Here is an 18,763-nt window from a genome sequence, read left to right on the forward strand (position 1 = left end):
ATAGACCGGTGCCGGAAAAGACCGGGGGCGGAGACGACTGGCGGGCAACCGTGCCCGCCAGCCGATCTGTGTGATGGCCCGTCGCCTTACGCCGGCATCGGGAAGACCGGGGCGGCCGAGGCGAACTCCTCCGGGAAGATCACCTGGATGTCGCCGTCGAGCACCTGCGTGTTGACCGGCTGTCCGCCCTCGTTCTGACCGCCGACGATCTTGGTCGGGCCGTAGGGCATGCCGTGCTTGTCCCAGGTCGAGTTGCCGAGCGCGGCGATCACAGCGTCCTTGTCGGTCGAGCCGGCCCGGTCGATGGCGTCGGCCAGGAACGCGACGGCGTTGTAGGCCAGGAACACCTCGTAGGTGTAGATGAGCCCCTTGGCCTCCGCGGCCGCCTTGCGCTGAAGCGCGATGTCCGACTTCGGGTTGAACCAGTGATTGCAGTCCATGATGTACTGGGCCGCTTCCGGGAACTCGTTGACGAACTTGTAGCTGGATGCCGCGCCGCCCAGCACCGAGTAGATGCCCTTCGGCTGCACCTTCTGCTGGCGCATCGTGCGGGCGAGAAGAACGTACTCGTTGTAATAGTTTGCCGGGATAACCAGGTCCGGATTCTTCGCCTTGATCTGCAGGGCGATGTTGGTGAAGTCACGCGTCGGATTGGCGTGCTTGATCACCTCGATGACCTCGATGCCGATACCCGGCAGTTCCTTCTGCAGGAGGCCGGCGGAACCCGTTCCGAACAGCGACTCCTCGTGGATGATCATCGCGGTCTTGGCGGGCGAGCCGGCAGCCTTGTTGATCTTGTCGAGGTTGTCGACCGCGAACTTGGCGATCACGCCATAGCCCGGGCTGAACCGGAAGGTATTGGGCAGCCCGCGCTTGATGATCTCGTCGGACACGCCGACGTCGACGACATGCGGCGTGTTGCTTTTCGCCGCTTCCTGGCTGGTCGCCAGCGAAATCGCCGAGGAATAGCCGGCGACGATGCCGTCAATCCCTGCTTCGGCCATCTTCGCCACCTCGGCCGCGCCGATATCCGGCTTGCCCTGGCTGTCGGCCAGCACGGCTTCCAGCTTGGCGCCGCCCATCGACTTGATGCCGCCGGCGGCATTGATGTCCTCGATCGCCATCAGGGCGCCCTCGCGGCACTGGGTGCCCGAGAAGGCGATGAAGCCGCTCACCGGATGGATCAGTCCGATCTTCACATTCGCCGGCTGCGCGCGGAGCACCGCCGGGAATCCGCCCACGCCGGCCACCATCGCCGTCGCGCCGGCGGCCGCCATGAAATCGCGTTTGCTCAGTCCGCTGGTCTTGCGTTTGTCAGCCATCGTTTTGTCCACTCCCTTCTGGTTTAGTGCGTTACGCTTGCTTGTTGTTGATCACGACCTCCGGCGCGGCGGTCGGCTGCGCCGTCCACCGCATGCCTTCGGCGCGATGAACCCGCTCCAGGTTCATCTCGAAACGATACCGGTCGGGTCGGTACAGAACCCGGATGTACTCGACGGGCCGGTCGCTGGCGTCGAGCACCAGGCGGCGAACCTCGAGTAGCGGCGCCCCTGGATCTATACCGAGCGCCGCGGCCACGGCCGGATCGGCCACCGTGGCGCTGACCGTCTGCCGGGCCGATGCCACGCGGATGCCGGCCCGCTCCAGCAGCGTGAGCAGGGCGTAGCGGCTGAGATCCTCGCGTTCGAAGCCGCGGCCGATGTCTTCGGGAAGCCAGGTGACGAGATACGACATCGTCTCGTCGTCGACGCTGCGTACCCGCACGGACCGCTGCACGAGGTCGCCGGTCGCGATCTTGAGCGCTCCGGCCACGTCCTCGTTGGCCGCGACGTAATCGAATTCCAGGACGCGCGCCTCGGTCGCGATGCCCATCAGCGAGATGTTTTCCAGCCATCCTTCGAAGGAGGCCGTCACCGGCGGCGCCGGCGGACGGTGCACGACCCGCGTGCCGCGGCCCCGCTCGCGTACGACGAGACCGGCGGCGGCCATCTCGTTCAGCGCCCGCTTCGCCGTGATGCGCGAGACGCCGAAGCTCTCGGCCAGTTCCTGTTCGCCGGGGACGAGTTCGCCGGCGCCAAGCTGGCCCGAATAGATGAGATTCCGCAGGACGACGTAGATCTGGTGATAGAGCGGAACGCGCGACTCGGGATCGACGGCGCTGGAGGCTCTAAGCCGTTTGCGCGGTGCTTTCGCTTGCCCCGAGACAGACGCCGTTGTCACCGTTTTCCGCTCTCCCGACTTTCCGCTCTCCCGACGGGTGATGCGTCGCCACCCGTTTTCTTAATGGTATATAGATATACTATTAGCTCATCGCGCGAGAGCGCAAGAGGGTACGCACAAGAAACGGAGGGCACGGGAATGCCGGTAGTCGAACTGACGTTGATCGAGGGATACGACGCCGAGACCAGGACGCGTCTGGGCGAGCGCCTGACGGATGCGGTTCGCACCGTCATCGCGGCGCCTCTCGACGGCGTGACGGTTGCGATCCATGAGGTGAAGGCCGAAAGCTACATGCGCGGCCGGCAGCAGCGGCAGCCCGGCAAGCCGCTGGCCGATCCCGTCGACCTCGTCCGTGCCTTTCTCGCGGCGATGGAAGCGCGCGACCTGGACGGCGCCAGGGGCTTCCTGGCCGACGATTTCCGCATGTCCTTTCCCGGCGGCGCCGAATTCGGCCGGCTCGAGCAGCTGGTCGAATGGGCGCGGGAACGCTACCGCTTCGTGCGGAAGACCTATGACCGCTTCGACGTCACCGCCGACGCCGACGGCCCGGTCGTCTATTGTTTCGGCACGTTGTCGGGCGAATGGCTGGACGGCGCCGCCTTCAGCGGCATCCGTTTCATCGACCGGTTCGCAATCCGCGACGGCCTGCTCGCCGACCAGAAGGTATGGAACGATCTGGCCGAATCCGGTCGGCGAGAATAGTCGGCGCGGCGCTCTGCGGTTGCCGCGGGGTCGCGCCATTCCCTACGCTGGAACGGCCCGTCCATCCAGGGATGGACGGGCCGTTCCGGGCAATCCTATGCCGCCTCGCGCCCGTCGACCGTCTGGAGATAGTCGGCGACCTCGTCGACCGGAATGACGTCGGCATATTTGCAGTTCAGGTCGAACAGGTTGATGGCGTGGCTCGCCTCGAACCGGTCGAAGGCGGTCTCCTCCGGGATGACGACCTTGAAGTTGTAGGAATAGGCGTCCACGGTCGTCGCACGCAGGCAGCCGGACGTCGTGCAGCCGGTCAGGATGAGCGTGTCGACGTCGAGAAAATTCAGGTGGCTCATGAACAGCGTGCCGAAAAAGGCCGACGGCTTGCGCTTCCCGATCAGGATGTCCTGCGGCTCGGGGGCGATCGGCGCCACGGTCTGGGTGGCGTGGGTTCCCTCGATGCCCGTTTTCTCGCCGCCCCGGTGGTTCTTGCCGACCTGGACACCACTGTCGATCATGTCCGGGCGACGCTCCGACTGGGTGTAGAAGACCGGCAAGTTCTTCGCCCGTGCGAGCTTCAGCAGCCTCTCGATATGCGGCACGGCCTTCCACCCGGCCTCGCCGCAGTGGGTCCGGTACGTCTTGAGTCCGTCCTCGACGTCTTCGCCCGGGGCATCGCCGCAGAAATTGTACTGCACGTCGATGATGAAGAGCGCAGGACGGGTTCCGAAGCCGCCGCGTTTTCCATAGCCGGCCAGTTGGTAGACCCGCTTGTCCTTGTCGGTGAGGAACTTATCCCAGACGCGTTCAGTCATTGCGTTACCTTTCTTATCGCCTGTGGAGATAGCGGCCGGACGGGGCCTGCTCGTCGACCCACTGGCCGTTGTCGACCAGAACCGTTCCGCGAAGGACGGTGGCCTCGACCCGGCCGCGCAGCCGCTTTCCCTCGTAGGGTGAGTAATCCGAGTTGGACGGGTAATCGGACGCCTGCACCTGCGTCACGCCATCCAGATCGACGACGGCGAAATCGGCATCGTATCCCGGTGCGATACGGCCCTTCCTGGGAAGGCGGTAGAGCGCGGCGACATTGCTGCTGGTGGCGGCCGCCAGGGTCTCCAACGCGATCTCGCGCTTGAAGTACCCCTCTTCGATCATCACGGGCAGGATCTGCGCGATGCCGGGAAACCCCGCGGTCGCCTCCCAGATACTGGGGCCCTTGGTCGATTTCTTGCGCGGCACGTGGTCGGACCCGATCGTCGAGATCGCGCCGTCGCGCACGCCTTCCCACAAGCCGTCGATATCGGCCTGCGACCGCAAGGGCGGATTGACCTTGCCGATCGCGCCGATCGGCTCGTCATGCGACAGGCTCAGATAGTGGATGCAAGTCTCGACATGAATCGGCGGTCGGTTCGGATGGCGCATCCGGCGCACCAGGTCGAGGCTCTCGGCGCTCGACATGTGCACGATATTGACCGGACAGCCCGCCTTCTCGCCAAAATAGGCCACGCGGAACACGTTTTCCGTTTCCAGGAAGCCCGGCGACTGTTCGTCCCAGGCGCGCAGGTCGTCGCGCCCCGCGCTTTTCAGAGGCTCGCGGAAAAAGGGGATGACCTCGGTGTTCTCGCAATGAACGCCGACCACGGCACCAGGAATACTCGCGCCCGTCGCCAATGCCGCATAGAGCAGCCCGTCGTCGACTTCGGTGAAGCCCTTGGCCGCCCCGGTCGCCCCCTTGTACATGAGGTAGACCTTGATCGACAGCACCCCATGGGTGGCCATTGCCGACTTGAGCTCGGCCACGTGGGCGTGGGACGTGATGCCGAAATGGAACCCGAAATCCACGGCCGCGTGCTTGTCGGCTTCCGCACGCCAGGTCCCGGTCGACTGCAGCAGCTCATTGCCGCGCCAGAAGCTCATCAACCCGGTCACGCCGCCCAAGGCGGCCGTCCGGGTTTCGGTATCCCAGTCGTTTTCCTTGTCGCCGAAGCCGATATGGGTGTGCGGATCGATCAGGCCCGGAAAGACATGCTTGCCCCGGCAGTCCAGGACGCGCCGGGCGGCGGGCCTTTCGGACGCATCGAGAACCGCCGCGATACGCCCGTCGCGCACGGCCAGGGTGGCCTGCTCGACGCCTTGCCCGGGAAAGACGACCTCGCCGCCCTTCAGGACCAGGTCGTAGGTCATGAAACGCTCCCGAGATCTCCGGAATTCCGCTTGATGGCAAATTCCGCCGTTTCGTTGAGGACGTACTGGCCGGTGATCCGGCCATCCGCCAGGTCGAACAGATCCATGAACCGGATCCCATCGAACGCCTTACCATCCGCCCATTCGCCGTAGAGCGTTCCCGTCACGAGGACGGAAACGCCATCCGCCGTGGGCCAGGCTTCGCACCGATCGATGGTCTTGGCGACGTGGCGATAGCGCCGCGCCGACCCCGCGGCGACCTCGTGTACCGACGTCAGGCGCCGCCCACCCGGAAAGACGAGCACGGCACCGGCGGCGAGAAAGCCCTGCGCCACATCGAGGTCGCGGGCTTCCATCGCGCGCAGATAGTCGAGAACGGTGCGACAGGCGGTTTCGTTCGAAGCAGGAGTCAGCATGCGTGTCTTTCCGAATCTGAAGTGCTGGCCGTATCTGAAATGCTGGCCGAATGCGGGGCGTCGGGCATCGAGGCGATGAGCTTGCGAAAAACCCCGCCCCCGAGCAGCAGGTCGCGCTCGTGCGCGCTCGCCACGTCGGCAACGGCCTCGAAGCGGATTTCTTCACCGTTGCGATTGGCGGTGACGGTCACCGGCGTGCCGTCTTCGAGCGCCTTGCGGATGCCCGAAAACTCGAACGTCTCGAACCCGCTCAGGCCGAGCGTATCGGCGGTCTCGCCGGCTTTGAAGCAGAGCGGCAGGATGCCCAGGCTGATGAGGTTGGAGCGGTGAATTCGCTCGAACGAAACCGCCAGGACGACCCGCACGCCGAGCAGCATCGGTCCCTTGGCGGCCCAGTCGCGGCTCGAGCCCATTCCGTAGCTGCGCCCGGCGATCACGATCGGCGTCTGCCGATCGTTCCTCATCGTCTCGGCGGCCTCGTAGATCGTGATCGGGTCACCTTGCGGCTCCAGGCGCGTCACGCCGCCCTCCTTGTCCGGGACCAGCAGATTGCGCATGCGCTGGTTGGCGAAGGTGATGCGCGCCATGAATTCGTGGTTGCCGCGCCGCTGGGTCACCGCATTGAAGTCCTTCGGCGCGACGCCGCTCTCGACCAGATAGCGGCCGGCGAGGCTGTCGGCCAGGATTTCGCCGCTCGGTGTGACATGGTCGGTGGTCGTGAAGTCGCCGGCCATGACGAGGACCCTGCCATCACGGATCCGGTCCGGCATCCCGTCGCCCTCCAGTTCGAAGAAGGGTGGCCGCTTGATATAGGTGGACTCCCGATCCCACGGGAACAGCACGCCGCCGGCCGACGGCAATTCGGTCCAGAACGGCGAGCCCTCGAAGACGCTGGCATAGCTGGACCGGAACCGGTCCGGGTTCTGGCTTCTGGAAACGCGGTCCTCGATTTCGCCGGGCGCCGGCCACAGGTCGTGCAGGAAGACGGGCTCTCCGTGGCGATCGTGGCCCAGCGGTTCGGTATCGAAGTCGATGTCGACCCGTCCGGCCAGCGCGAACGCCACGACAAGCGGCGGCGAGGCCAGGTAGTTGGCGCGACAGCTCTTGTGGATACGCCCTTCGAAGTTGCGGTTGCCCGACAGGACCGAGGCCGCCACGAGGCCGCCATCCGCGACCGCTTCCATGATGGCGGGATCGATCGGGCCGGACTTGCCCGAGCACGTGGTGCAGCCGTAGCCGACCAGATGGAAGCCCAGATCCTCGAGGGCCGGCATCAGGTCCAGTTCGGACAGGTAGTCGGTGACGAGCCGCGATCCGGGCGCCAGGGAGGTCTTGACCCACGGCGGCACCGTCAAGCCCCGCGCGACCGCGTTCCTGGCCAACAGGCCGGCCGCGATCATCACGGTCGGATTGGACGTGTTGGTGCAGGACGTGATCGCCGCCACGGTGACAGCACCGTGTCCGATCTCATGCCGGGTTCCGTGCAGGTCCAACGCGACGCGCTTCTGCGCCTCGTCCGCCGGCACGTCGAAACCGCCCTCGGCGCGCGGCGCCGTCAGGCTGTTGCGGAAGCTGTCCTTCAACCCGGCGAGCGGCACGAGGTCCTGTGGACGCCGCGGCCCGGCCACGGCGGGCGAAATAGCCGCAAGATCGATCTCGACGACTTCGCTGTACTCGGCATCCGGAGCGCCCGCCTCGCGGAACATCCCGGTCGCGCGCGCATGCGCCTCGACCAGGCGCACGTGATCGCCCGGCCGCCCGGACTGCCGGAGATAGGCGAGCGTGTGCGCGTCGATCGGAAAGAAGCCGACGGTGGCGCCGTATTCCGGTGCCATGTTGGCAATGGTCGCGCGGTCCGGCACGGGCAGATGGTCCAGCCCTTCCCCGAAAAATTCGACGAAGGCCCCGACGACATCGTGCTCGCGCAGCGTCTTGGTGATTGCGAGAACGAGATCGGTCGGCATGGCGCCGGTCGCGAGCCTGTTCTTCAGCCGGACACCCACGATGCGCGGTATCCGCACCGAGTAGGGTTGCCCGAGCGCGGCCATTTCCCCGTCGATGCCACCCACGCCCCAGGCCAGCAGGCCGATGGCGTTGATCATCGTCGTGTGCGAGTCGCAGCCGATCACGAATTCGGCCTGTACGAGCTTGCCGGCCGGGCTGTCCCTTTCAACGATCAGTTCGGCGAGCTTTTCGAGATGGACCTGATGGATGATCCCCGAGCCGGGCGGAACGATCGTGAGGTTCCGGAATGCCTGCTCGGCCCACTTGAAGAACGCGTAGCGCTCGCGATTGCGCTCGAATTCGCGTCGCTCGTTTATGCGGATCGCATCGCGCCGGCCGTAACTGTCGACAATCAGTGAATGATCGATCACGAGTTGGACCGGGATCACCGGTTCGATCGCCGCAGGGTCGAGGCCCCGCTCCGCCGCATGGTCCCTGGCCGCGGCCAGATCGAGAAGCGCCGGCAATCCACTGCTGTCCGGGAACATCACCCGATTGGGCGCCAGCGTGACGACAAGTTCGCCATCGCCCGGAGACCAGCCGGCCACGGCGGCAAGCTCAGCCGCATTTCCGTCGTCGTTCAGCGACTGGACGACGATGTTTTCCAGAACGGGCAGAAGGCATCGCGGCAACGGTGTCGCTCGCGCCGATGTCAGCCCATCGAGGTCGACGCAATGAAGATCGTCCCGGCCATCCGCGGGCAGGCTCTTCACGACGTTTCGCGGTTTGGACGATTGGGTCATCATTGCCGTTCATTGTAGAGGCACGCCAAAAAGTGTCAACACTTCGATCATTATCACGTCTGTTTGCGCGCATGATCGTTGAGAAATCCGGCGAATTGCGGTACTTCCAACTTCAATTGTTGACACACGACGAGGTCCGGATGCTCGATCGCACGGCGCGCACCATTGTTGACGAGGTCTTCGAGACGCTGCTGTCGAAGATCCTCGAGGGAGATATCCCGCCGGGCGGTGCGGTCAACGAGCTCGGGCTCGCGGCGGAACTGGGCGTGAGCCGCGGGCCGGTGCGCGAGGCCGTCAAGCGGATGCAGGGCACCGGCCTGATCGTCAAGGAACCGTACCTGAAGGCCCGCGTCATTTCCCTCACCGTGGAGGACATGGTGCAGGTGTTCCAGCTCCGCGAGGCCGTCGAGGCCATGTCCGTCCGCCTCGCGACCCTGAACATGTCCGACGAGGCGCTCGAGGCCTTGTTCGAGGAGTTCACCGGCACCAAGAACAAGAACCGGCACCCCGCGCTCGACATTCATGTAAGAATTGCGGAGGGGTGCGGCAACGAGCGGATCCGCTCGCTGCTGTGCGACGAGCTCTACTATCTGCTGCGCCTTTACCGCTCGCAGTCCGGACGCACACCGGGCCGTCGCGAGAACGCCTATGCCGAGCACTGGCAGATCCTCCGCGCCATGCGCGCGCGCGACGCCGATCTGGCCGCATCGCTGATGCAGGCGCATATCGCCCGCGCCACGGAGACGCTGCAGACGCTCCTCGATGAAGACAAGCAGGCGTGAAAAAGCCCGCGCACCAGGCGCGGGCTTCTTCGTTGTCGAAAGGGCTTACTTCGAGAAGTCGATGGTCGAAAGAAGCTCCTCGTAGAAGGCGTCTTCCTTCGCCAGCATGGCATCGAAGTCCGCAGGGCCGGCGAACTGCAGCTCGCTGAGCGTATTCTTGCCGTATTCCTGCAGCTCATCACTGGTGATGACTTTCTCGACGGCCGCGGCAAAGGCGTCCACGACCTCGTCGGGCGTTCCCGCCGGGGCCCAGAAGCCGATGTTGACCGGCAGTTCGAGGTCGATGCCGCTCTCCTTGAGCGTCGGCACGTCGGGCAGCAGTTTGGCGCGACCTTCGCCGAGCTGCGCCAGCACGGTCACCTTGCCGGCTTCCGCTTGCGGCAGGATCGCGGACGCGAACCCGAGCACCAGATCGACTTCACCGGCCACGGCCGCGGCGACCGCCGGCGTCACGCCCTGGAACGGGATGTGGAACAGCTCGACGTCGGCCGCACGCGCAACCGCCTCCGAGGCGATATGCGTCGCGCCGCCGGTTCCGGCACTGCCATAGCTCACCTCGCCCGGGTTTTCCTTGGCGTAGGCGACCATCTCTTCCATGGTCTTGAACGGCGCGTCCTTGCGTGCCGCCATGACGTTCGGTCCGACCGAGACGCGCGCGACCCCGCGCAATGCGTCGAACCCGTAGGGCAGATCGCGCTGATGCGGGGCAACGGTCTGGACTGAGCTCACGGCAAAGAGGAAGGTGTAGCCGTCCGGCTCGGCGTTCGCGACGAACGAGCCCCCGACCGTTCCGCCGGCGCCGGGCTTGTTCTCCACGACGACGGTCTGCCCGAGCTCATTGGAGAGCCCCTGGGCGATCGTGCGGGCGAGAGTGTCGGTGCCGCCCGGCGAATAGGGAACGATGACAGAGATGGAGCGGTTCGGATAATCCTGCGCCGATGCAGCACCCGCCGCCGCCGTGAGGGCGATGGCCGCCGTAAGGGCCTTGAATACCTTGAACATGCAGTTCCTCCGTTTGGTTGTGGTCAAACCTCATTCGGCCGCGCTGGACGGGCGGCCGTACTTCGAGTCGAGGGACTCGAGCGTCAGAAGCCGGTCTTCGAGCGCGCGCGCGTCGCTGTAGCCCATCAGCTCCCAGATCTCGTCGATGCCCACGAGCATGTCGGTGCGGTTGACCGGCTCGCCGGTTTCCACGACCTCCTTCATCACCACGAGGGCGTTGCGCATGGCCATGATCGCGGCGGCGGGCAGCATGCGCGGCAGGCTGACCCGCCTGACCCCGAGCGCCTTCAGCCGCGGCAGCGGGATGAGCGGCGTGGTCGGCCGCTCGCGGATCCCGAAGCCCATGTTGACGGACACCGGGACGCCGGCCGCCTCGACGACCCGCTTGATGGTCTCCTCGCTGTCGACCGCGTCGGCGAAGATGACGTCGGCGCCCGCGCCCGCATAGGCCCTGATGCGCTCCAGGGTCGGCTCCAGGCCCTCCACGGCCAGGGCGTCGGTGCGGGCGATCACGACGAAGTCGTCGTCCCGGCGCGCCAGGCAGGCCGCGTCGATCTTCTTCACCATCTCGCCGCGCGAGACGACTTCCTTGCCCTTCATGTGGCCGCACCGCTTCGGGCTGACCTGGTCCTCGATATTGATGCCGGCCGCGCCGACCGCCTCGAACTCGCGAACCGTGTGATGCACGTTGAGCGGATTGCCGTAGCCGGTATCAGCGTCGCAGGTGACCGGCAGCGCGACGGCGCGGACGATCGCACGGCACTGGTCGAGATTCTCGGCCAGCCCCATGTAGCCCATGTCGGGCAGCCCCAGGCGCGCATTGGCGATCGCCGCGCCCGTGGTGGCCACGGTCTTGAAGCCGGCCTGCTCGATCAGCCGAGCGCTGTAGCCGTCATAGGCTCCGACCGAAACGACGAGGTCGTCGGAATTCAGAAGTTCGCGAAATCGACGCGCTTTCGACATAGAGACGACCTCCGCCCTGCGTGATATTAAAAAGTGTCGACATTTTTAGCCCATTCGACCTGAGTGTCAACACTTGGCCGCGAATTTGACAGCCCCTTTCACGGCTCAATTCTCAAGAGTTTATGCGGAAACCCTGCATTCCAGTCGAATATCTGCAACGCGGCGCATGTTTGACGCTTGCCAGCGCGACCACGCAAATCTAAACTGTTGACAATTTAGGATGAGCAGCCATGACCGAAATCCGCAAGGGCAGTACCGGTCCGACGCCGCGATCCGGATGGATCGCACACGTGACCGGAAACAGGATGGTGGCCGGTGTTTTCGCGATCGCGGGCGTGGCCGCGGGCGTGAAGGCCTATGTCGATTATCCGCTGGGTACGATTACGCGCATGGGCGCGGGCTTCGTGCCCCTGGCACTGTCCGTCGGACTGGTGCTTCTGGCCGTCATCGCCATGTTCATCGAGGACGACGAGACCGACGAGCCGGCAGAAGGCCTGCATCTGCGCGCGGCGGCCTTCATCCTCATGGGCATCGTGACATGGGCCTTGCTCATCGACACGGCGGGCTTCTTCGTCGCCACAGTGCCGATGGTCCTGCTCGCCGGCATGGCGCAGCCGGACAACACCTGGAAGCACGGCCTGATCGTCGCCGCCCTCACCGCGATCGGAGGCTACGTCCTTTTCGTCACCCTCATCGGCATTCCGCTGACACCCTTCGGAAGGTAGTACCTTGGATCTCATCTCCGGCCTCAGCCTTGGAATACAGACCGCGGTAACAACCGAAGGCCTGCTGTTCTGCCTGATCGGCGTCACGGTGGGCATGTTCATCGGCGTGTTGCCGGGCATCGGTCCCCTGGCCGCCGTCGCCATGCTCCTGCCCGTCACCTACCACCTGCAGCCGATGAGCGCCCTGATCATGCTGGCGGGCATCTTCTACGGCGCGCAGTACGGCGGATCGACCGCCTCCATCCTGCTCAACCTGCCCGGCACGTCGACGACGGCGGTCACCGCCATCGACGGCTATCCGATGACGAAGCAGGGGCGCGGCGGGGTTGCCCTTTTCATCACCACGATCACCTCCTTCGTCGGCGGGTCCTTTGCGATCGTGCTGCTGATGAGCTTCGCGCCGAAGCTCGGGGAGATGGCGCTGGCCTTCTCCTCGGCCGAGTACTTTTCGATCATGCTGCTGGGCCTCGTCGCTGCGGCCACGATGTCGCTGGGCTCGCCGATCAAGGGCATCCTCGCGGTGGTGGCGGGCCTGCTGCTGTCCACGATCGGCATCGACAGCACGTCGGGCGAGGTGCGCTACACGTTCGGCGTGCTCCGCCTGCAGGACGGCATCAACCTGGTCGCCATGGCGATGGGGCTCTTCGGGGTCGCGGAGATTCTGAAGAACGCCGGAACGCCGGAGCGTCCGAAGAGCGCCGTTTCGAAGGTACGGTTGCGCGACCTGATACCGACGCGCGAGGATCTGCGGCTCGCCGTGAAGCCCACGGTGCGCGGGTCCATCGTCGGCTCGTTCATCGGCGTGCTGCCGGGCGCCGGACCGACCCTTGCCGCGTTTCTGGCCTACGCGATCGAGAAGCGCAGCTCGAAGACGCCGGAGCGGTTCGGGCGCGGCGCCATCGAGGGCATTTCGGCGCCCGAAGCCGCCAACAACGCCTCGACCCAGGCCGCGTTCATCCCGACCCTGGCGCTGGGCATTCCCGGCGACGCGACGATGGCCGTCCTCATGGGCGCGATGCTGATACACGGCATCGTTCCGCGACCGGAGCTCTTCACCACCAATCCGGATCTGTTCTGGGGGCTGGTCATCAGCTTCTGGATCGGAAACCTGTTTCTTCTCATCCTGAACATCCCGCTGATCGGCGTCTGGGTGCGTATCCTCACCGTCCCCAAGCGGGTGCTCTTTCCGCTGATCATCTTTTTCATCTGCGTGGGCGTCTACAGCGTCAACAACAGCGCGTTCGACGTGTACGTCGTCATCGCGTTCGGCCTCATCGGCTATGTGATGAGCCAGTACGGCTATCCGCCCGCGCCCATGCTGATGGGGTTCATTCTCGGACCGCTGCTGGAGCAGCACTTCCGTCGCGCGCTGCTGTTTTCGCGCGGAGACATGGCAACGTTCATCGAGCGGCCGATCAGCGCGACCTTCCTCGTGCTGACGCTTCTGCTGATCGCATCGATTGCCTTGCCGCTTCTGCGCAAAAGACGGGCCGCATGATCGGCGCCCGGACGGCGTCTCGCCCCGGTGACCGACGGGCGCACGCCGGGCCGCCCCTGTCGCCCGGCCGGCCCCGTCTATCGCACTAACGCGGGATATCGGGTCCGGCAGTGCGCGCCCGCCGCCCGTCCGATGCGGCCTTTCGCTGCCTCCGGTCGGCTGATCAGTCGTCCTGTAGCAAACGCTCTTCGAGTTTGGGGGCGACCGACTTCTTCAAGGCGCGGAGAAGCTCCGACAGCTGCAGCACTTGCGTTTGCGACATGTCGGCCAGGAGGTCTTCCACCCATTCGTGGTGGCTCTCGACGATCTCTTTGATGTAGTCCCGCCCTTCGGGGGTGATCGTGACGATCATGGAGCGGCGGTCCGTCAGCGCCGGCGCCATCTCGACAAGCCCGCTCTTCGACAGATCCTTCACGATGCCGCTGATATTGCCGTTGGTCACGAAGAGTTCCGAAGACAGGCTCCCCATGCTCAGGCCCTCCGGATTCATATCCAGAGTATAAAGAATATCGAGCCGGACCAGCGTGGTGCCGAACTCCGTATGCAGTCTTTTCTTCAGATGCTTGTCCACCATGCGATAGAGACTGGCCATACGAAGCCAGGTCCTGACACGGATGGATGCTGGCGGGGTGCCGGCTAATTGTTTCGACTTTGCGCGCGCCATTGTCTGCCTTTGGAAAAAATCGCTTCCCGTCTCCCGAAGTCTGCTGATGTAGTGTCCGGAAGCTTTCGGTCACGAATCGAACAGCGAGTTTGGCACCTTCGGAGTTCGGCTTCCAATTCATTCGGCGGGCCCGGGGGAGGTCGGGTCCTGGCCCGCTGTCGAAGGACGACCGAACTGTTTCCCGCCCTTCGGCTATAGCGCGTGGAGGATGGCCGCTGTCGGCCATCCCCTTGTTCCGTATCCAGGCCGATCGGAAAATCGGCTCACCGCCGGACCGATGTCATTCCTCGGCCTGCCGCTTAAAGCGACCGTCGCGCCAATCCAGGGCCGCCTTGAGCGATTCCGTCGTCGCCTTGCGGATGAACTCGGCAGTGAACGGGCTCTGGTGCGAGATGGTATTGAGATCGGTGGTCGTGTCGACCGACGGTCCGTATCCCATATTGTCGACCCACCGGTTCACGACGTCCTTGTGCACCGTCAGCATGTCCAGGGGCAGCAGCGCGATGCGGCGGCAGTATTTCATGGCCTGCTTGTCGAGCTCGTCAGCCGGCACCGCCCGGTTGATGATCTGCCACTGCTGCGCCTCGGTCCCGCTGATGTTGTCGCCGGTGAAGAGCATTTCCTTCGTCTTCAGAGGACCGGCCTTGATGGGCAACAGGCCGATCGTCGTGGGCAGCCCCAGCGCGCGTGACGCGGGATGCCCGAACTGGGCGTCCTCGGCGGCGATGACCGTATCGCAGACGCCGATCAGGTCCAGGCCGCCGGCAAGACAGTACCCATGGACCTGGGCAACGATCGGCTTGCGGAACCGCCGGATTCGATGGAGCCAGACGGCCACCTGGCGCAGGTTGTCGCGATCCTGCGCGATGAACGACTCGCCGATCCGGCTTACTTCGTCCTCGGTTTCGACCGGCAATCGGGTCTGGCCCGACATGACGTCGTAGCCGCCCTCCAGATCATAGCCCGTCGAAAACGCCCGTCCCGCGCCCTTCAGCCGAACCACGCGAATGGCATCGCCGGGATTCAGAAGCTCCAGCACGCGAAGGAACTCTTCGCGCAGCGTCAGGCTGATGCTGTTGAGCTTTTCCGGCCGGTTGAGGGTGATCGTCGCAACAGGCCCGTCGACTTCGAGCAGAAGGGTTTCGAACTTGGGAATATCCACGTTGATTTGCCTTTCGTCTGTTTTCAGAAAAATGCGCCGGCCTGCTGACACGAACGGATGACATCATCCGGAATCTGCAGGATTTCCTTGAGAACCATCGTCTGATGCTCGCCGATATCAGGCCCCGCACCATGGGGCCGGCCCGGTGTCTCCGATAGCTGAATGCGGGTCGCCTCGACGTATGTCGACCCGCGCCGGGGATGCTCCACGGCGACGAAATGATTGCGGTCCTTGAGCTGCGGATCGTGCGGCAATTCGCTTCCGTGCAGCGCCACGTAGGCCGGAATTCCCGCCGTCTGGAGCAGCTCTTCGACACGCTCGGCTGGCTCGTCGGCCACCGCCTTGGCGATGGCCGCATCGATCCGCTCCCTGTGCGCCTTGCGCGCATCGACATCGGCATCGATCAGATCATCGACACCCGATAACCGCAGCACATCGATCAGGGCCGTCCATTCGGCCTCGGTCCGGATCGAAATCGCGACATAGCGCTCGCGCCCATCGCCGGCGGCGCAGACATAGACCTCGTTCGGACACAGCGCGGGATCGGCGTTGCCCTGCCGTTCGGCAACGCTGCCACTCGTCGAGTACTCGAGGATTTCCGGAGCCATGTATTGCAGGCCGGCTTCCACCTGGGACAGATCGATATAGGCGCCCTCGCCGGTTCGCGCGCGCCGGTCGAGCGCGGCCAGCAGCCCCATCAGGCTGAACTTCGGCGCCACGAAATCGGTGTAGGGGCCGCAATAGCCGGTCGGCACCATATCGGGCCAGCCGGTGACATTGTGGATCCCCGACAGACAGGACCCGGCGCTGCCGAAGCCGGCGAGCTTGGAGAGCGGGCCGAAATTCCCCATCAGGGTCGTGCTCAGCATGATCAGGCCGGGGTTCGACTGGCGCAGCGAGTCGTAGTCCAGGCCCCAGGCCTTCATGGTCCCAGGGCTGAACGATTCCAGGACGATATCGGCCCAGTCGCACAGCGTGCGGGCGACCTCGCGGGCCTCGGGGATTGCCAGGTCGAGCGCCAGGCCGAGCTTGCCGGCATTGAGGTCGCTCGCCAGCGCCGAGTTGTCGGGCCGCGACTCGCCATTGGTGAACGGCGACAACGCGCGCGCCAGATCGACCCGCCGCGCCGACTCGACCCGCACCACCGTCGCGCCGTGGTCGGCGAGCGCCCTGCCCACCGTGGGGCCGGCCAGCACCCATGAGAAATCAGCGACCTTGACGCCCGCCAATGCTGCTTCGCGCATCAGATCACCCCGTTGGTCTGGAGGAGCGCTACGTCGGCGCCGGTCATCCCGAGCCATCCGCCATAGACATCGCCGTTGGCCGCGCCGGCCGCGCCGCTGCCGCCGTGATTGACGAAGGCTTCGGGCCGGATGCGCGCGAACGGCCCCGGCAGGCATGGGCCGGATGCATCGGCATCGCCCGTCGGAAACCAGGTGCCGCGGGCGTCGTGGTGGTCGTTGTCCATGATATCGGCGACCGAGAGGATCGGCGCCAGCAGCAGCCGCCGGTCGCGCGCCGTCGTCAGGATCTCGTCCGTGCCACGGGTGGAGAAGAACCGCGCGATGATCGCCTCGATCTGGGCCCGCTCGGCATCGCCCATGCCCTTCTCGGCGTATTTGTCTTTGGTCGCGCCGCTGGCCGAGAGGCCGGAGCCGGAGGTCTGCGGCAGGTCGCGCCAGTCGACGGCGGCCAGATGGTCCGGCAGCAGCCCGCTTTCGGCGACCCAGGCCATGAAGTTGTTGCTGAAATGGCCCGTGGCCGGTCCGCTCGTCAGCGTGAACTGGACGTAGCCGTCGCTGGTTTTCCAGACCGTCGGGAAGATCGTGACCCCGTCCTGGGGGCCGGCGGCCACGTCGTTGACCAGCGGATAGAGCCCCTGGCCCTGGTTGGCGGCGACCAGGGATTCCTGGAAGGAGATGTCGACCCCCTGCCCGCGCCCCGACCGGGCGCGCTCGGCCAGCGCCAGCAGGGCGCCGACGACGGCATCCGACGCGCCATGGAAATACGCCTGGTAGGACGTGCCGATGCGGACGGGCACGCGGCCGTCGACGCGGTTGCGTTCGAGCGCCCCCGAGGCCGCCCAGATGACGAGGTCGCTGTCGGCGTAGCCCGCCTTCGGCCCGGTCCGGCCGAACGGCGTCATCGTCACGTGGATCAGGCGGTCGTTGAGCGACCGCAGCGTGTCGGCATCGAGGCCGAGGGCGTCGACCTCCCGTCTTGTGCCGGAGACGAGCAGGAAATCCGCCGCCGCGCACAGGCGCAGTAGCAGCGCCCGGCCGTCCGCGCTGTGAATGTCGCAGGTCACGCTCTTCTTGTTGTGGGACAGGGCGGCCCAGAGGCGGGAGACCCCGGTTCCGCCCAGCAACGGCGGCGCGGTCCGCGCGGCGGCGCCGCCCGGCGGCTCGACCGCCACCACCTCGGCGCCGAGATCAGCAAGCAGCCGTCCGGTCAGGAGCCCCCTGAAATCGGTGAGATCCACGACCCGGTAGCCGTTCAGATATCCCCTCCGGGATGTCGTATCCAAGGTCAGCTCCTCCTGCCGCGCCGGCAAATGGTGCCGCCGCCCCTGCACGCGATCGTCGTCATCGGATGGCCCAGTCCTTCAGGAAATCGGCCGTGTCGGCCGGCCCGACCGCCGCGCCCGGGCGGATCGAAGCCGGCGTTGCGGACAGCCGCGGCACCGGCGCCGTCGTGAGCCTGCCATCGCGCTCGAGGAAGGCGCCGCGCGCCACGTTGTGGGGATGCCCGGCGGCCTCGTCCATGCTCAGCACCGGCGCGAAACAGACGTCGCTGCCCTCCAGCAGCGCGCACCATTCGGCCCGGGTGCGCCGCGCGAAGATCTCGGACAGCCGGCCCCTCAGCGCCGGCCAGGCCGACCGATCGAACTGCCGGTCGAACAGCGGGTCCCGCAGGTCCAGCTTGTCCCGGAGCAACCGATAGAAGCGATCTTCGATCGCCCCGATCGCGATCCACGCGCCGTCGCGACACCGGTAGACATTGTAGAAAGGGGCACCACCGTCGATGACGTTCACGGCGCGGCTGTCCCGCCACTCGGCCTCCGCGCGCTTCTGGTAGATCATGCTCATCAGGGAGATCGCCGCATCGCTCATGGCGCAGTCAACGACCTGGCCCGTGCCCGTGCGCCGGGCGTGATGCAGCGCCGCCAGGACCCCGGCCACCAGATGCATCGCGCCGCCGCCATAGTCTCCGACCAGGTTCAGCGGGATCACCGGATGCTCGGCCGGCCCCGTGGCGTGCAGCGCCCCCGAGACGGCGATATAGTTGATGTCGTGGCCGGCGACGTCGCGATAGGGGCCGTCCTGCCCCCAGCCGGTCATGCGCCCGTAGACCAGCGCGGGATTGGCCGCAAGGACGGCCTCGGGACCGAGACCAAGTCGCTCCATCACGCCCGGACGGTACCCCTCGATCACGACGTCGGCCGCAGCGATCAGGTCGAGAGCCCGTGTCCTGCCCGCCTCTGACTTCAGGTCGAGCGCGAGCGCGGTACGGCCCCGATTTTCCGGCGCGTATCGGTCCATCGGGCCGGCCATACTGCGATCGATGCGCACGACACGCGCCCCGAGATCGGCCAGCATCATGCCGCAGAAGGGGACGGGACCGATTGCGGCGAGTTCGACGACGCGAACGTCGGCGAGCGGCCCCGATATCGTCTCGTCCCTCATGCCACGCATGGCTCG

General features: G+C 65.8%; 17 protein-coding genes. 4 read left to right on the forward strand and 13 right to left on the reverse strand.

Going from position 1 to position 18,763, the window contains the following annotated elements:
* Positions 1 to 86: 86 nt before the first annotated feature.
* Both MUB46_RS17560 and MUB46_RS17565 read right to left on the reverse strand, forming a co-directional pair.
* Positions 87 to 1,322 carry an ABC transporter substrate-binding protein gene (locus tag MUB46_RS17560; protein ID WP_261617251.1) on the reverse strand — a complete coding sequence of 412 codons (1,236 nt, stop codon included), beginning with the start codon at positions 1,320 to 1,322 and terminating at the stop codon, positions 87 to 89.
* A 31-nt stretch (positions 1,323 to 1,353) separates the two neighbouring features.
* Positions 1,354 to 2,220, reverse strand: coding sequence for a GntR family transcriptional regulator (locus MUB46_RS17565; RefSeq protein ID WP_261617252.1), 867 nt, complete (start codon positions 2,218 to 2,220; stop codon positions 1,354 to 1,356).
* A 138-nt stretch (positions 2,221 to 2,358) separates the two neighbouring features.
* Here MUB46_RS17565 and MUB46_RS17570 point away from each other — a divergent pair, with 138 nt between their 5' ends.
* Positions 2,359 to 2,922: a tautomerase family protein gene (locus MUB46_RS17570; RefSeq protein WP_261617253.1), complete on the forward strand. Its 564-nt coding sequence runs from the start codon at positions 2,359 to 2,361 to the stop codon at positions 2,920 to 2,922.
* A gap of 95 nt (positions 2,923 to 3,017) precedes the next feature.
* Here the strand turns inward: MUB46_RS17570 and MUB46_RS17575 are convergent, their stop codons facing one another.
* The 4 genes from MUB46_RS17575 to acnA are packed head-to-tail and all read right to left on the reverse strand — an operon-like array spanning position 3,018 to position 8,236.
* Complete coding sequence (locus tag MUB46_RS17575; RefSeq protein ID WP_261617254.1) at positions 3,018 to 3,734, reverse strand: isochorismatase family protein; 717 nt, start codon at positions 3,732 to 3,734, stop codon at positions 3,018 to 3,020.
* A gap of 13 nt (positions 3,735 to 3,747) precedes the next feature.
* The gene (locus MUB46_RS17580; RefSeq protein ID WP_261617255.1) at positions 3,748 to 5,103 is read right to left on the reverse strand and encodes a dihydroorotase; all 1,356 of its coding nucleotides are present in this window, start codon (positions 5,101 to 5,103) and stop codon (positions 3,748 to 3,750) included.
* A complete protein-coding gene (locus tag MUB46_RS17585) occupies positions 5,100 to 5,519 on the reverse strand; it encodes a nuclear transport factor 2 family protein (protein ID WP_261617256.1) in 420 nt (139 codons plus the stop codon). The genes MUB46_RS17580 and MUB46_RS17585 overlap by 4 nt, the downstream gene beginning before the upstream one ends.
* Positions 5,513 to 8,236, reverse strand: coding sequence for an aconitate hydratase AcnA (gene acnA, locus MUB46_RS17590; RefSeq protein WP_261617257.1), 2,724 nt, complete (start codon positions 8,234 to 8,236; stop codon positions 5,513 to 5,515). Before acnA ends, MUB46_RS17585 begins: the two co-directional genes overlap by 7 nt.
* A gap of 170 nt (positions 8,237 to 8,406) precedes the next feature.
* Here acnA and MUB46_RS17595 point away from each other — a divergent pair, with 170 nt between their 5' ends.
* A complete protein-coding gene (locus MUB46_RS17595; protein ID WP_261617258.1) occupies positions 8,407 to 9,048 on the forward strand; it encodes a GntR family transcriptional regulator in 642 nt (213 codons plus the stop codon).
* Between the two features lie 45 nt (positions 9,049 to 9,093).
* Here the strand turns inward: MUB46_RS17595 and MUB46_RS17600 are convergent, their stop codons facing one another.
* The gene (locus tag MUB46_RS17600) at positions 9,094 to 10,050 is read right to left on the reverse strand and encodes a tripartite tricarboxylate transporter substrate binding protein (protein WP_261617259.1); all 957 of its coding nucleotides are present in this window, start codon (positions 10,048 to 10,050) and stop codon (positions 9,094 to 9,096) included.
* Positions 10,051 to 10,080: 30 nt separating this feature from the next.
* On the reverse strand, positions 10,081 to 11,013 hold the full coding sequence (locus MUB46_RS17605) for an isocitrate lyase/PEP mutase family protein (protein ID WP_261617260.1): 933 nt from the start codon (positions 11,011 to 11,013) through the stop codon (positions 10,081 to 10,083).
* Positions 11,014 to 11,243: 230 nt separating this feature from the next.
* Between MUB46_RS17605 and MUB46_RS17610 the strand changes: the two genes are divergently transcribed.
* Positions 11,244 to 11,738, forward strand: a complete 495-nt coding sequence (locus MUB46_RS17610; protein WP_261617261.1) for a tripartite tricarboxylate transporter TctB family protein — start codon at positions 11,244 to 11,246, stop codon at positions 11,736 to 11,738.
* A gap of 4 nt (positions 11,739 to 11,742) precedes the next feature.
* On the forward strand, positions 11,743 to 13,236 hold the full coding sequence (locus MUB46_RS17615) for a tripartite tricarboxylate transporter permease (protein ID WP_261617262.1): 1,494 nt from the start codon (positions 11,743 to 11,745) through the stop codon (positions 13,234 to 13,236).
* Positions 13,237 to 13,399: 163 nt separating this feature from the next.
* Here the strand turns inward: MUB46_RS17615 and MUB46_RS17620 are convergent, their stop codons facing one another.
* The 5 genes from MUB46_RS17620 to MUB46_RS17640 all read right to left on the reverse strand — a co-directional run bounded on the left by MUB46_RS17620 (position 13,400) and on the right by MUB46_RS17640 (position 18,757).
* Positions 13,400 to 13,828 (reverse strand): MarR family winged helix-turn-helix transcriptional regulator, encoded by a 429-nt coding sequence (locus MUB46_RS17620; protein WP_261617263.1) that lies wholly within the window; start codon positions 13,826 to 13,828, stop codon positions 13,400 to 13,402.
* Between the two features lie 352 nt (positions 13,829 to 14,180).
* Positions 14,181 to 15,062 carry an enoyl-CoA hydratase-related protein gene (locus tag MUB46_RS17625; protein ID WP_261617264.1) on the reverse strand — a complete coding sequence of 294 codons (882 nt, stop codon included), beginning with the start codon at positions 15,060 to 15,062 and terminating at the stop codon, positions 14,181 to 14,183.
* A 23-nt stretch (positions 15,063 to 15,085) separates the two neighbouring features.
* The gene (locus tag MUB46_RS17630) at positions 15,086 to 16,306 is read right to left on the reverse strand and encodes a CaiB/BaiF CoA transferase family protein (protein ID WP_261617265.1); all 1,221 of its coding nucleotides are present in this window, start codon (positions 16,304 to 16,306) and stop codon (positions 15,086 to 15,088) included.
* On the reverse strand, positions 16,306 to 17,589 hold the full coding sequence (locus tag MUB46_RS17635; RefSeq protein WP_261617266.1) for a CoA transferase: 1,284 nt from the start codon (positions 17,587 to 17,589) through the stop codon (positions 16,306 to 16,308). The genes MUB46_RS17630 and MUB46_RS17635 overlap by 1 nt, the downstream gene beginning before the upstream one ends.
* A gap of 58 nt (positions 17,590 to 17,647) precedes the next feature.
* Positions 17,648 to 18,757 (reverse strand): CaiB/BaiF CoA transferase family protein, encoded by a 1,110-nt coding sequence (locus MUB46_RS17640; RefSeq protein WP_315902759.1) that lies wholly within the window; start codon positions 18,755 to 18,757, stop codon positions 17,648 to 17,650.
* Positions 18,758 to 18,763 lie beyond the last annotated feature (6 nt).

Origin of the sequence: Microbaculum marinisediminis (genome assembly GCF_025397915.1) — a bacterium.
In the GTDB taxonomy this organism is placed as follows: Bacteria; Pseudomonadota; Alphaproteobacteria; order Rhizobiales; family Tepidamorphaceae; genus Microbaculum; species Microbaculum marinisediminis.